Source organism: Nostoc sp. XA010 (genome assembly GCF_020829625.1).
GTDB lineage: Bacteria > Cyanobacteriota > Cyanobacteriia > Cyanobacteriales > Nostocaceae > Nostoc.
Window position 1 is genome coordinate 56,279 of sequence record NZ_JAIVFX010000013.1, and the last position, 13,491, is coordinate 69,769.

The window sequence follows — 13,491 nt, forward strand, 5'->3', positions numbered from 1 at the left end:
CTATAGTAGAAGTGCGGTATTCTTTTGAGGTGTATATGCATTTTTCGTTTAAGGTGCTAGTCTTGGGCGAGGGCAAATTCGCCCAAGGCTGCTTTTTACCTAAACTTAAACGACATCACAGTAGCTTTCGATAAGCCCACGTCGTCAGTCGCAAGTGATTGTAGATTACGTTGTTCATCTAACAACTTGGTGCGAATCTCTTGTATCTTTTGCTGCAATTGACTGCGCGTATCTGAACCAAGATTCTTAGACTCAATCGCTGGATCGTTAACAATAGAATCTAAGTGCGTCATCATCGCCTCCAAGCTACTGCCTGCCTCCGGTGAAGCGTTTGCCAGTAGCACTTGAACCTTCATCAGATGACGCTCCATTTTCCTTTTAAACTGTATGGGTTTCCTCCCTGGTTCCCAATCAGCCAACTCTTCAAGCAACTGCGCGGCGAGTTGTTCACCACCTGCCAGGGCTGATTCCCGTAGCCTTTGCTCCAGATTCTGGTCATACTGTTGAATGAACTTGGTAATCTGGTCTAGACATTCGGCTTGCTGCTGATTGAGTTGCTCAGAGAGGGCAGGGATGATCACCGGACGACCAATCACGACTTGCAAATAGTCTTCGAGATCGGTCAGAGTCGGAAATGCTCTTAGCAAGTTTGCTTTGACTGACTCTTGCTTATCCTGTGCTAATTCCCAAGTATTAAGTGAGAGGAACTGATCAATCCGCTCTTGATAATCAAGAAGTCCTGCTTCGTAATCAACTTTTAGCTGATTACGTAAACCAGGGGCGATATTATCTCTGATATTGATTAACTGATTCCAAACGAGTGGAGCTAAGTCAATCGGACAAATCCAATCACCAGTATCAGCAGACATCCATTCTTGAACCGAAGCAATCTCTTGCCTCAATTGTGCAGCAGCTTCATCCAGCTTCTTGAATACCTTAATACCTCGCAAACCGACTTCGGAATTTGTAACTTTAACGAGGTCTGATTCAATTTCAGAAACTTCAGCTTTTAAGACATCTGCCCACTTAGGAGCAGCAGACTTTGTACTTTTCTTCAACTGGATACGAAAGCGAATGCGAGTTTTATTTAACTGCGAGAAATTGTGGCGCTCGACTACTGCATCAGTTAGGAAATTTGTAGCGATAGTGTTGTCGACTACTTGTACCATTATTATTGACCTCAATCATTATTTTTCACTTTCGATTAAGCGAAGCTTTCTTTGTGGTGATTTCTCAAGAGAGCGAATGTCTGTAGTAGCTCTATAGATTACTTTTGTAGAGCTTTTTTGCAGGCGAATATGTCTTTTAATGACTGGTGGTTTATGTATGGACATGGCTCAAAATAGCTGAAGTTGCTGCGAATTATCCTGTACCACAGGCTTGTTATAAGTCATGCCTTCGACTTCATAACAGCGAGTCATAAGTTTGTTTCGGTTTAGTCGGAAGCTGGCTTTTTTTCTTTGATTTGGCAGAGGTAAAAATACATACTGTGGATGTTGTATAGTACCCTCATCACCCAAGTATCGTGAAAGCGTACCGTCGATTTGGTAAACTTTTGAAGAGCTTAAAAGCGTTGAGTCATAGACTTTAATCAAATTTAATTCCATCTGATTACTATTGAAGTAGAGTGTGTGATAATCTTTTGTGGAATCGATTTTTCTCTCCAGTCAGACTGATTAAATCTAACTGGAGAGTTTTTCACGCATAATTCGTTACCTTTGCGTTAATTATTGATTGAGAGTGACAGAAGATTAGAGATAGAAATGCTCAAAAATCTGGTGAAGTTTTTCCTGATCTTCATCAGGCAGAGCCTTAAAATCAAATTCGTCTGATTCCCAAACTTGATCCAGGCTTGTAGACTCATCAACAATATTTGCAATCAAACAAGATTGATCGTCGTAGTTCCAGCCATTTGCTAAAAGCCACGGTAGAACCCCGTCAGATTGCAAAAGTTTTTCCAGGTCAAACAAGTCAGAAAATGATTGCAGATTTTCGACGTTGGGGTGAACAATTGTAATACTCATCTGTGATTAGTTTTGAATAGTTGAACAGCACGTATTAGCTGTAGACAAAGCTTGAGTCACTTATAACTACAGTCTCTCAAGCCCTGTTTACAACAAGTTAAAGCACCATTTCATTCGCAGCTTTTGTTACAGCTAAAGCCTGTTTACTGACCTCGCGCCAGTCCGTTTCTTCACCATAAGATGCTTTGATTAATTCCGACTTTACCCATACCCGACAGAACAACACATTTTCATCTGTCGTTCCCGGAGTAGGCTGTAGTGTGATGGGAGAATACAATTGTTCTGGAGTAAGAGTTGCGATCGCCGCAAGTATGCACTTTGAAAAATGCGTATCGTAGCCTGATTCTAAGATATATGTCCGGTCTGCTTGTATAGTTATTAGCAACTTGCAGGTTTCTTTTTTGCGGCGTTCTGTATTCTCAAACCGCAGTTCTTTAAGATATCCAGTTAAGGCAGTTTGAGGGACATCACTCGGTTCACCATTTAGTGTGTACCACAATCCTCCGTGCTGACGATTGCAGTAGATTTTGCAATTGCCAGCATCAGAATGCAACCCCAGTTTCGGTTTATTGATTGCTGCAACTAACTGCTTGAGTAGTTCCTCTTGACGCATTAAAGCAGCAAGTAAATCTGATGTTTCTTGAGGGTTCATTGTTCAATACCAATACATCTCACTTTCGCATTGGCGAAGCCGTTGACTTCTCAAATCAGCAGGCGCGACCGATGTAGATTTCGGTCACGCCTACTATTTCACTTACGCCGCTACCAACTCCCTACGAACTTGCGGCAGTTCAATCGGAGTCGTCACTCTACGCAGTGCTTCTACAGCCTCTTTCACACTCCAATGCTGCACTCCATCACCACAGCGCCAATAGTAAGTCTTGGGGTCGTTTTCCCATAACTCATCAGCATTTCTGACCTTGAAGACAATTCCCAAGAACTTACCATCTAGATATACGTTGTGAGCCGTCTGAAGATCAGTGCGTCCTACATAAGTCAGTCGGTAGCCGTCCACTGGTTCGCACAAGTCTTCTGCACGAGTCCCGCGATACCCACAGTTACCGCACCCATGTCCTTCGCAGTCTGGACAGATGGCAGCAGGCATATTCCACTTCGGTATGGTGAAGTCCCATTCCGCAAGTGGGGTTAATAGTTGAGGCTTCTGCGAAGTGTAGCAGCCAGCACGACCGATTACCTTATCAGGATAGTATTGGACGCTCAACGATAACCAATCACAATCACCTAACAAGCCAATTTTCTCAGCAGCTTGTTTCAATTCCCTTTCTTCTTTGTGATTGCGCTCTACTGGAGCAGAAAGACTCGCTTTAACCTCTGCAACAGCACGTTGGAAACATTGTTTGTGGTATCGAGCATAGCCGTGGGTCATTTTCACCCACACAATATCATCACTGTTGATCCAGATAGTCACTACATCTTCAGGCTTGCAGTTCTTGGAGTAATCCGACTGATTGACGATGGTTGCAATGATTTCGCGATCCTGTGTGGTTAGTGGATCTTTTGTTGGCGCAGGGGCTAAACTTTGTGTCATCATTAGAAATTGCCTCTTATTTAATAAGTGAAGGGCATAGGGGCGATCGCACAGTTTTCCCGACGGAGCGATCGTCCTATTTTTATTGGTAAGTTTGTTGTGCTTTCAGCACAACACTCTCAATTTAGAATTGGCGAAGCCTCATTTTTCTTGCTCCTAACCAGTAGTTAGAGCTACTAAGCAAAAGACATAGTGCGTCACGCGACCGACGGCTTCAATAGTATTATTGGCCAGCCACTGCACTAAGGCGATTGCTTCTGCTTTGAATAAAAGGCTTGCTCAAAATGGCTGTGTGTCCGTTGATTGCTTCTCCAGGCTTCTTTACCTACTCAATAGAGCTTGTGCTATACCCCGGTGATCATGTCTCTAGACTATGTTTCGAGTTGGAATGTTGGCTTGACTTGGTTTGTAATGGTTGACTTGCGAACTCTTTCGCGTCCTGGGTGCAGGCAGTTCACTTTCCTTACCCTTATGCTTATCAATATAAAAGCGATACTGTGTTTTGTCAATACTTAACTTTGATTTATCACTATGATGTTGTTTTAAATCAATGCGTGACTTTGATAAGTATGTGATATGCTGGCGGAAGAAGTAAAGTTAAGGTGTTGTTTTTATGAATCAAGCTTTGATCATTTGGAAGTTACGAGAAGTTATGGCTAGGTACAAAATAAAATCAAAAGAGCTAGCGGCTGAATTGGGTGTACATCCCAACTCAGTGACAAATCTAAGAAAAGCAGAAACTATGCCACGCCTAGATGGTGAAGCACTGGACAATCTCTGTAATGCTCTTAATAAATTGGCAGACAAAGAAATTAGCTTAATGGAGTTAGTAACTCACGTACCCAATTCCCGTAATTAAAAGCGATCGCTCCCCGCCAAGAGCGCGATCGCCTGAGCTAGCCCCTTCGCAAAGGAATAGCCACGTCTAACGTAGAGAATTTTCAAAAGTCAGGCAAGAGTAGCTTTTCAGTGCTAAAGGTAATATTTATGACTAATGTAAAGAGAATTGCTGTTTGGTAATCATAAAGCGAGTATTTGGTTAAAAAGCTTAAATTTGCTTAAGCGAACTACTACCGGAAATCTACCGAAGTTGCTAATATCAATAGTTGCTAATATCAATCTGGAATCCCATTCTGTACATTTGTAGCAATGTAATAGACACTAATTAGGCTAGCCATCATGCACATTAGTATTACAGATGACCTAAAGAAACGCTTTCATAAGGCTTATGCTTTGCGATGGCTGAAGATAAGTCATGTTGTAGTGGGAATGATTGAGCAGTGGTTAGCTAATAAAGCCCACTCGGTTAATGAGTTAGAAGGGCAAGAAACTGTTGTGAATTTAAGCTTGCTAGCAGTACAACTGATGTGAGAGTAGTTGCGGTAAGTTCATGGCGGAATCTTCTTTGCTTAGTACTAATAATTTTTATCCCAGGAGCTATAGATGACTCAACAGCAATGGTTAATTGATGAGGCTGTCCCACCTGATACTGTAGCTATTGAGCAGATAGAACGTGAACTCAACTCTAATCAACGAGGTGGTCGGGAGTCATTTATTCAACCACAAGCAATTACTTTAGCTGTACGCTTGCAAGACATAATGATTTGGGACACAAAGAAATGGTTTGGGGATGCAGATATCCGATTAGACGCTTTAGTGGTTCACGGCAATGCTAGACAAGGCGACTTGACAAGTGCTTATGTACCTAAAACATTTCACTTTCCTGGTATTCAAGACCAAGATCGTCTTCCTACGGGTGAGAATGGGCTACTGATATTTTATGGCAATGCTCTACACTTTTTAGACATCTTCATCACAGTATCCCGTGATCGCAAAGACACAGACGATTTAGCTACGTTATTATCCCAGCAATTGCAATCAACAGAGTTACAAGGAGCAGTAGGTACATTAGTTGGACTTGCTGTGGCTTCGCCGCAGGTCAGCACTATTACTACTGCTATCGGAGGAGCATCGATTCTGGGTAATGTTGCCTATCAAGTTCTGAGTAAAGTAACTGGCAATACTATAGGACTATACCGTACATCATGGTTACAGTATAAAGATGGGTTTGGTATTGGGCGACATCCTCAAGTGGGTTCTCACAAAGTAAGGGATTTATCTTTTTGGTACGAAATAATTAGAGAAGAAATTTAAAATATATTTTTTATTAGGCTGTATAATAAAATACATGAGACTAGCTGGACAACAATATAAACAACTAACAGATGCTTTAATTGAGGCATTTCCTGAGCAAATAAGACTTGCTGAGGTAATCAGGTTTAGATTCAACAAAAATTTGAATGCCTATGCAATGGGTAATGATTTAAAAGCAATTGTCTTTAGATTAATCCAATCAGCAGAAGCAGAGGGCTGGGTTGACGAGCTAATTGCAGGTGCGCGTGAGGCAAATCCTGGAAATCCAAAATTATTTGTTTTGGCACAGGAGCTAAATCTTGCTACTCCCATGCCATCGGAATTAAACGCAAGAGGTTCTCTAGAAAGAATCATTAAAAAAACAAATAGTTTTCTGAATGTGAATACTTGGCGAGAAACTTTAGGTAAACTTGAGCCACAAGTGTGTCGCATTGAAATTACTAAGAAAAATAATTATCGTTCCTTTGGTACAGGTTTTCTAATTGCACCCAACGTGGTTATCACCAATTACCACGTTATAGAACCCGTATTGTTACAGGAAGCTACTCCTAACAACATCATTTTGCGTTTTGACTATAAACAAGTGGAAGGTAAAATTATTAACCAAGGTACAGAATACCGCTTGGTGACAGACGAATGGTTAATTGATCAAAGCCCTTACCTCTCAGATAAAGAAAATCGGTTGCCTACGCCTGATGAATTAGACTATGCCTTACTTCGATTAGATGGAGTTCCTGGGAAGGAAGCTATAGGAACCAAAGCAGATCCGAGTTCGCCAGATAGAGGATGGATTAAGTTAAAGCCTGAAATATATGAATTTGTACCTGATACTCCATTGTTTATACTGCAACATCCACAAGGTGAACCATTAAAGCTGGGATTTGATACAGAATCTATTATTGGTATTAATGAAAATGGCACAGCTGTTAAATATAAAACTAATACTGAGCATGGTTCCTCTGGTTCTCCTTGTTTTGATATTAACTGGAAATTAGTGGCCTTGCATCATAGTGGTGATCCAGCATACGAAGGTGCAAAATATAATGCTGGAACACCTATCAGTGCTATTTGTTCACGTTTAGAAACAGGTTTATTGCAGAAGTTACTAAGTGGTGAGGAAATCTGGTGAAATTTACAGAAACATCTATTTTTTGGTAATTGTGGAGTAGTTATTAATGAATTTACCTGGTCCACTTCTAAAGGAAATAGAAGAAGCATTACAAGCTGCTTTTCCTAGCAAAGAAGAGTTGGAGAGAATGTTACGTTATGAATGCGATATTCATCTGGATGCTGAAAGTAACAGATATACTCTTATTCTTTTTAAAGTAATACAAGATTTTGAGAGGCTAAATAAATTAACAGAATTAATACGTGGCGCACTTAAAGCAAATCCTAATAATATTAAACTGAATGAGGTTAACAAAAAAATTAAAGCAATTTATCCCATTAATGATAATTTTATTTTAAATTCCTTTAATGAAGAATTAACACCAATTTTAGAAAAGATTAATTTTGGCAAAATTAAAGTTATTTGCTATAAAGTTATTCCTGAGTTAAGTATAAATTTACCAGATTTTGAAATTAATGATATAAATAGTTTAAAAGACTTATTTTATAAATATTCAGATTTACTAAGCGATGGGACACTGCCAATTTTAAAATTTGTTCATTTTTTAGCTTGTGACAAAACACTAGAACAATCCACTCGCCAAAAGTTGCAAAATTGGGTTGGTAATACAGTAAATGAATATAAATTAAAAATTCCTACCTTTTTTGAGAGTGAACTACCTCAAGTACTTCAAGCATATCTACTTATTATAGTGAAGCCAGAAGAAAATAATAATTATCGCCTTAATGCATATTTAATTCCTAATGAAGAAGATAAAGATAATATTGAGCCTCTCGATATAGAATTAGCGAAAAAAGGTATTCTATGTACCTTTGATAAAATTCAAGAAAAGGTACCTGAATTTATTAAAAAATCTGAAAAACACATTATTAATAATACAACTAGACCTTGGGAGTTAACAATTGAGTTTTTTCTACCAATTGCTCACCTAAATGAAAAAGTAGAACAGTGGCAATATTCCTATGATGATGATTTGGATGATAGTTTGCTCGGAGAAAAATGTAGAGTTGTAGTGCGTTCTTCTGATCGGCTGCAACGTGGTGACTGGATTAGAGCATTACGTTTTGGTATAGATAGACTGAAAAATGTACGAGCTGAATTAAATGACCAAATTATTCAAGATAAATTTGTACATTTGACAGAATTAAATAGTTTTAATTGGAAAAGTTTAAAAAATACTTTAGAAAAAGACAAAATAGGATTAAAGTTCTCCTGTCCACTACCAGTATCAGATGAAAAGTATAAAGAACTGTTTAAAGCTATTCTCATTTCAGGGATTCCGATTGCTGTCTGGAAAAGAAGTAGTATTTCTAACATGAATCCAATAGATGAGTTTAATAAGTTTTTGAACGTTAACTCTCTAAGTGACTGTAGTAAGTTATTTAATCTTTTACTAGAAGAGCGAAAATTAGCTTATCAGGAAGCTCAATGTGAAAATTATCTGGGATACCATTTAGGTGTTTTATGTGAAGAGCCGAATTTAGAAGAATTTCCAGACTTAAAAGCAGCTATAGCAAATTTGTAGGAGTGAATAATGGATAAGTTGACAGACTGGAAAATTTTTCAAGGCAAAAGGGAACCACACGATGCAATTAAGTATCTCTCCCCTCCACCTAAATGGCGCAGGTTTAATAATCAAGATGAATCTACTATCAATAAAATAGAAATTGCACAACGTTGGCAGAAGCTTCAAGATTTAGCTAATGAAAATAACAGAGACAAGGAACGAGGCAAGAATTTTCGTATCCAAACTGACCAGCATCAAGATGATAATGGTAGATATCATAACGTTGTAGATGCCGTTAATGCTGCTTTTTATCTACGCCGTCCCTTACTAGTAACTGGTTTACCAGGTAGCGGTAAAACTTCTCTAGCTTATGCTGTTGCTTATGAACTCCAGCTTGGGCCAGTGCTACTTTGGCCTATTACTACACGCTCAACTCTGCAAGAAGGACTTTACCGCTATGATGCGATCGCTCGCCTACAAGATGTACAATTAGCAGATAAAAACAAAGATACACAGCCAGCTAACAATAATCTAAATATAGGTGAATATATTCAGCTTGGCCCTGTTGGGACAGCATTCTTACCCTCTCTTTACCCACGAGTTTTGCTCATTGACGAGATCGATAAAAGTGATATTAATTTACCCAACGATTTGCTAAATCTATTTGAAGAGGGAGAATTTGAAATCCCAGAAGTAGCTCGTTTATCTAAGCATATTGGTGAACAGTCGGTTACAGTTTGCACCAAAGATGATAACATTGATGCGCCGATTAAAGCTGGGCGTGTACGCTGTTCTACTTTTCCTTTAATAATTATGACCAGCAATGGTGAGCGAGACTTTCCTCCCGCCTTTCTGAGGCGATGTTTGCGGGTAAATATGCCACAGCCTGAAGAAGAAGCCCTCAAAGCAATTATTAAGGCACAGTTGGATATAGATATTTCAGAACAAAGCCAAGATTTAATCAACTCTTTTTTGACATCGCTAGCTAACGGAGATAATCTAGCAATTGATCAACTTTTAAACATTGTTTACTTGGTAACTAATGATAAGGTTAGCCGTAGCGAAATTAATCTGCACAACATGCAAAGCCTGCTATTGAAAAGTCTAAGCAACACGCAAGATAAATGATAGAGGAACTGATTGCGATTTTGCGCTCAAGTGAGAAGTTAAGTGAATTGACAGCAGAACAGTTCACAGATATATTCTGGCTGGCAATACAGCAGTCTCGCTTCTCTGGACTAAATAACCAAGAAGTTGCCAGAAATCCTTCACAAAATTTCACACTCCCTGTTGTAGAAGATAAACCTGAGATAGCAGATGTTCAGCCACCAACTCAGCCATCTTTTAACTCTCAAGAATTATCAACGCCTTCAAAAGATTTACAGCCAAAAGCAGATATTTACGCCCAGACAGCATCGACGATCAATAATCAAGAATCAAATGAAGTAGGAAAACTTCCAATTAGAGTACCAGATGCAGCTGCCCTGCCAAAAAAACTTGAACTAGCGCGATCACTAAAACCTTTAATGCGCCGCGTCCCCGATCTTTATGACACTGTTTTAGATGAAGTTGCAACTACAGAACGAGTTGCTACTGAGCAACTCTGGATACCAGTACTTAAGCCTGCTCAAGAACTCTGGTTAGAACTAGATTTAGTAGTCGATGAGGGAGCATCGATGCTCATCTGGAAAAATACCATCAAAGAACTGCGACAACTATTAGAAACCCTTGGTGCTTTTCGCAATGTCCGCACATGGAGTCTACTTAGCAACAATGAAACAGAAGTGCAAATTCGTCCGGGGATTGGTTCAGCAGCTCGTCAGCAATATGCTCGTAGTCCCAGAGAATTAGTAGACCCCAATGGTCGACGGCTAATTTTGATATTGAGCGATTGTGTGTCACCTCTCTGGCGAAATGGGGTGCAAAACGGAGTCAAAAACGAGAATATGATCTTTGCACTAAATACTTGGGCAAACAGCAGCCCTGTAGCGATCGTGCAGATGTTACCAAAATGGCTGTGGGCTAGAACCGCGCTTGGTTTAGCTTCCGCAGTGCAGTTATCTGGACAGGCTCCAGGAGTTACCAATCAACAATTGCAAGTCAGACAACTTTCTCTTTGGGATGAAATTGACCAAAGTCAGAATATTAAAGTACCTGTTTTGACATTAGAGCCAGAAATGGTTGCTACCTGGAGCCAAATGCTTGCAGGTATGGGTACAGTTTGGACTTCTGGCGTTGTGTTTCAATCGCAGGTGAAAAATCTAAATAACGCAGACGAATTGGATGAAAGCACTACTGAGTTAACACCAAAACAGCGTTACCAGCGTTTTCGGCTGACGGCTTCACCGATGGCGCGGAGATTAGCGGGTTTAATAGCAGTAGCCCCAGTTGTCACCTTACCAGTCATCCGTTTAATTCAACAGACGATGCTCTCCCAGCCCAGTCAAGTTCATGTGGCGGAGGTATTGTTAGGTGGATTGGTGAAGTTGAAACCAGAGACAAAAATGGCTCCTGATACCAATCCCAATGAAGTTGAGTTTCAATTCATACATGGAGTAGACGAGATACTTCTTGACTCACTTCCAGTCACTGATAAAGTGATTGTAAAATACAACTTATTAGAACAACTCACACAGCATATAGCAGATAGGATTGGGCTATCAACTGATACATTTGCTGGTTTTCTGCAAGATCCGAGACAGATTAGTTCTATTACTCAGCAACTTAACCCCATTGCTAGGTTGGCTATTCAAAAACTGAGAAATCTTGGTGGAAGATATACTGATTTTGCTGAACAACTAGAAATAGCAAATCAAAAAACCGAGCTACTCGAATGCCTTAAACATGAAAATTTAGATGTAGCTAGCGTCCTACAACAAATAAAAGCCAACTTCCCTCAAATCACAACTTCAGAATCAGAGAAAATACTCAAAGATTTATTGATTACCCAGAAAATTAATAACCCATTTGTAGAAAAATTTGGTGCAGGTCAAGGCAATAGATTTTTGACCAAAAACTTAGTACTAAATGATGAAAGCAATCAAATCTTTTTAAATCAAGGAGGGCAAATAAATGCTACAATGGAAATTAACCATGATTGCCCTGAATGTGGTACATCTATTAACCAGATTATTGTTGGCATAGCAGGAGAAGATGAAGCTCAAGCTTGTGTTTGGATTGGCGGAAGTACAAGCAATAGCTGGCAGCCTGTCTCATTTTCTTTAAATATCCCCTATACTCCTGGTGTTTATTACATTCGTACTCGCTATGCCCAGGCATATAATAGCGAAGATGCTTTAGGTTGGTGGAAAGTAGACCGTCCTGATGGCCCAACAGAAGAAGCCAATATTGGAGCTATTGTCGTAGGCGTAAATCATATTTTTGAGTATGCCGGAGAATACACTTGTGCAGTCAAATGGGGCGGAGAAAGTGGTACTTGGCATGAAGATACAGAACAATTATTTATTTCTCCACAAGGTAAAGTACAGTTTCGTTCTCGGTTTGCTCTGTCAGTAATTCAAAATTTCAAAGTTGAAGGACTAACACTGTCTTGGAGTTTTGATGAGAATCAAACTGCTGCTAGTATCACTTTTAAAGAAAATAGTGAAAATAGTTATTTCTGGGAAAGCAAGCAGACAGGTAAGTTATTTGAGGGATGGTTAAATTATCCCAATGAAGGTAGAATAGATTTTCGAGGTAAATTCATAACTAATCAAGAAACAATCTCTTCATCGCCAATGTTGCAATCTGAGTTGCAACATACCACTATTGAGTCTGACACTGCAACACCTACAGGTTTAGCTCTGCAATCTTTTGAATTTGAAGTTGCAACTATTATAGAAATTAACGAATCTAAAATATTAAGTGCAACTAATCCTATAGAGATAGCTGATAGTATAGTATTTTCTAAAACTGAAAAACATCTAAGCGAACCTGAGAAATTAGTAATACAGGGAGCGATATCAAATCAAACTTATGAACAGATTGCAGCATCAACAAAGTACTCTAAACTTTATTTAAAGAATATCGCCAATAAATTATGGGGATTTTTATCAGAAGTAATAGGTGAAAAAGTTAGCAAAACAAATCTGAAAAATGTTATTCAACAGCAGAAAAATTATTCTCAAATAAATATTCATCGTAGTCTTCGACAAGCTCAGTGCTTTATCGAAGACTTGGAAAACGGAATTCAACTAGAAATGGTAGCCATCCCTGAAGGCAGTTTTATAATGGGGTCGCCGACAGATGAACTTGAGCGGAATGAAGATGAGAATCCTCAACACACAGTAACGATTAAACCTTTCTTTTTTGGGAAGTATCAAGTAACACAGGCACAGTGGCAAGCAGTAGCATCTCTGCCGCAACTCAAACGAAAACTTAACCCTGATCCTTCTAGATTTAAAAGTATGAATCGACCAGTTGAACAAGTTTCCTGGTACGATGCAGTTGAGTTTTGCGATCGCCTTTCCAAATATACAGGAAAGCCTTACCACCTACCCAGTGAAGCAGAATGGGAATATGCGTGTAGATCTGGAACTACGACTCCATTCCACTTTGGCGAGACAATTACATCTAAACTAGCTAACTATAATGCTAACTTTACTTACGGTACAGGTGTGAAAGGAACATATCGAAAGGAAACAACAGAAGTAGGTAGTTTTGGCGTAGCAAACGCTTTTGGGCTATATGATATGCACGGGAACGTATGGGAATGGTGTCAAGATGATTGGCATGATGACTATGAAGGCGCACCAACAGATGGTAGTGCTTGGTTTGATGATAAAAATAATTTTTCTCAGGAGGAAGAAAAAGCAGTACTGAGGGGCGGCTCTTGGAGCATCCTTCCTAGAAGCTGCCGTTCTGCATCCCGTATCAATATTCCTAAGAATCAGACCAAGTACCTCAACTACTTTTTCAGTTTTCGTGTTAGCTGCTCTATTTGAAGGATTCCTAATTAGCCATTGATACTCTAGCTCTTTTGTACTTTACATTTTTTCTGTTTTTCTTTTATTTGTAGTTCTGTTAATCTTATGGTAAAAAAATTACAGAGCTTTGTAGCAAAAAAACTTTGGATAAAATTATATATTTTTAACAAGTAAAGTCCATAATATTAGGCAGTCAAAACTGT

General features: G+C 39.3%; 12 protein-coding genes. 7 read left to right on the top strand and 5 right to left on the bottom strand.

The window, feature by feature from the left end:
* Positions 1 to 95 precede the first annotated feature (95 nt).
* The 5 genes from LC608_RS19665 to LC608_RS19685 all read right to left on the bottom strand — a co-directional run bounded on the left by LC608_RS19665 (position 96) and on the right by LC608_RS19685 (position 3,576).
* Entirely contained in the window at positions 96 to 1,169 is a 1,074-nt protein-coding gene (locus LC608_RS19665; RefSeq protein WP_229555118.1) for a hypothetical protein, read from the bottom strand.
* A 168-nt stretch (positions 1,170 to 1,337) separates the two neighbouring features.
* On the bottom strand, positions 1,338 to 1,607 hold the full coding sequence (locus LC608_RS19670; protein WP_229555119.1) for a hypothetical protein: 270 nt from the start codon (positions 1,605 to 1,607) through the stop codon (positions 1,338 to 1,340).
* A 144-nt stretch (positions 1,608 to 1,751) separates the two neighbouring features.
* Complete coding sequence (locus LC608_RS19675) at positions 1,752 to 2,024, bottom strand: hypothetical protein (RefSeq protein WP_179070123.1); 273 nt, start codon at positions 2,022 to 2,024, stop codon at positions 1,752 to 1,754.
* A 97-nt stretch (positions 2,025 to 2,121) separates the two neighbouring features.
* Entirely contained in the window at positions 2,122 to 2,676 is a 555-nt protein-coding gene (locus LC608_RS19680) for a hypothetical protein (protein WP_229555120.1), read from the bottom strand.
* Between the two features lie 102 nt (positions 2,677 to 2,778).
* Positions 2,779 to 3,576, bottom strand: a complete 798-nt coding sequence (locus tag LC608_RS19685; RefSeq protein ID WP_229555121.1) for a hypothetical protein — start codon at positions 3,574 to 3,576, stop codon at positions 2,779 to 2,781.
* Positions 3,577 to 4,186: 610 nt separating this feature from the next.
* Between LC608_RS19685 and LC608_RS19690 the strand changes: the two genes are divergently transcribed.
* From LC608_RS19690 to LC608_RS19720, 7 genes are all read left to right on the top strand, one after another.
* Positions 4,187 to 4,432 (top strand): helix-turn-helix transcriptional regulator, encoded by a 246-nt coding sequence (locus tag LC608_RS19690; RefSeq protein ID WP_190938479.1) that lies wholly within the window; start codon positions 4,187 to 4,189, stop codon positions 4,430 to 4,432.
* A 320-nt stretch (positions 4,433 to 4,752) separates the two neighbouring features.
* A complete protein-coding gene (locus LC608_RS19695; RefSeq protein WP_229555122.1) occupies positions 4,753 to 4,944 on the top strand; it encodes a hypothetical protein in 192 nt (63 codons plus the stop codon).
* 72 nt (positions 4,945 to 5,016) lie between these two features.
* The gene (locus LC608_RS19700) at positions 5,017 to 5,727 is read left to right on the top strand and encodes a hypothetical protein (RefSeq protein WP_229555123.1); all 711 of its coding nucleotides are present in this window, start codon (positions 5,017 to 5,019) and stop codon (positions 5,725 to 5,727) included.
* 34 nt (positions 5,728 to 5,761) lie between these two features.
* Complete coding sequence (locus LC608_RS19705) at positions 5,762 to 6,856, top strand: effector-associated domain EAD1-containing protein (RefSeq protein ID WP_229555124.1); 1,095 nt, start codon at positions 5,762 to 5,764, stop codon at positions 6,854 to 6,856.
* A 46-nt stretch (positions 6,857 to 6,902) separates the two neighbouring features.
* Complete coding sequence (locus LC608_RS19710) at positions 6,903 to 8,381, top strand: effector-associated domain EAD1-containing protein (protein WP_229555125.1); 1,479 nt, start codon at positions 6,903 to 6,905, stop codon at positions 8,379 to 8,381.
* Between the two features lie 18 nt (positions 8,382 to 8,399).
* Positions 8,400 to 9,491 carry a MoxR family ATPase gene (locus tag LC608_RS19715; RefSeq protein ID WP_229555208.1) on the top strand — a complete coding sequence of 364 codons (1,092 nt, stop codon included), beginning with the start codon at positions 8,400 to 8,402 and terminating at the stop codon, positions 9,489 to 9,491.
* A complete protein-coding gene (locus LC608_RS19720; protein WP_229555126.1) occupies positions 9,488 to 13,306 on the top strand; it encodes an SAV_2336 N-terminal domain-related protein in 3,819 nt (1,272 codons plus the stop codon). The genes LC608_RS19715 and LC608_RS19720 overlap by 4 nt, the downstream gene beginning before the upstream one ends.
* Positions 13,307 to 13,491 lie beyond the last annotated feature (185 nt).

Coding starts and splice junctions, on each gene's coding strand:
- LC608_RS19665 (WP_229555118.1), bottom strand. CDS start 1,169: ATGGTACAAGTAGTCGACAACACTATCGCTACAAATTTCCTAACTGAT.
- LC608_RS19670 (WP_229555119.1), bottom strand. CDS start 1,607: ATGGAATTAAATTTGATTAAAGTCTATGACTCAACGCTTTTAAGCTCT.
- LC608_RS19675 (WP_179070123.1), bottom strand. CDS start 2,024: ATGAGTATTACAATTGTTCACCCCAACGTCGAAAATCTGCAATCATTT.
- LC608_RS19680 (WP_229555120.1), bottom strand. CDS start 2,676: ATGAACCCTCAAGAAACATCAGATTTACTTGCTGCTTTAATGCGTCAA.
- LC608_RS19685 (WP_229555121.1), bottom strand. CDS start 3,576: ATGATGACACAAAGTTTAGCCCCTGCGCCAACAAAAGATCCACTAACC.
- LC608_RS19690 (WP_190938479.1), top strand. CDS start 4,187: ATGAATCAAGCTTTGATCATTTGGAAGTTACGAGAAGTTATGGCTAGG.
- LC608_RS19695 (WP_229555122.1), top strand. CDS start 4,753: ATGCACATTAGTATTACAGATGACCTAAAGAAACGCTTTCATAAGGCT.
- LC608_RS19700 (WP_229555123.1), top strand. CDS start 5,017: ATGACTCAACAGCAATGGTTAATTGATGAGGCTGTCCCACCTGATACT.
- LC608_RS19705 (WP_229555124.1), top strand. CDS start 5,762: ATGAGACTAGCTGGACAACAATATAAACAACTAACAGATGCTTTAATT.
- LC608_RS19710 (WP_229555125.1), top strand. CDS start 6,903: ATGAATTTACCTGGTCCACTTCTAAAGGAAATAGAAGAAGCATTACAA.
- LC608_RS19720 (WP_229555126.1), top strand. CDS start 9,488: ATGATAGAGGAACTGATTGCGATTTTGCGCTCAAGTGAGAAGTTAAGT.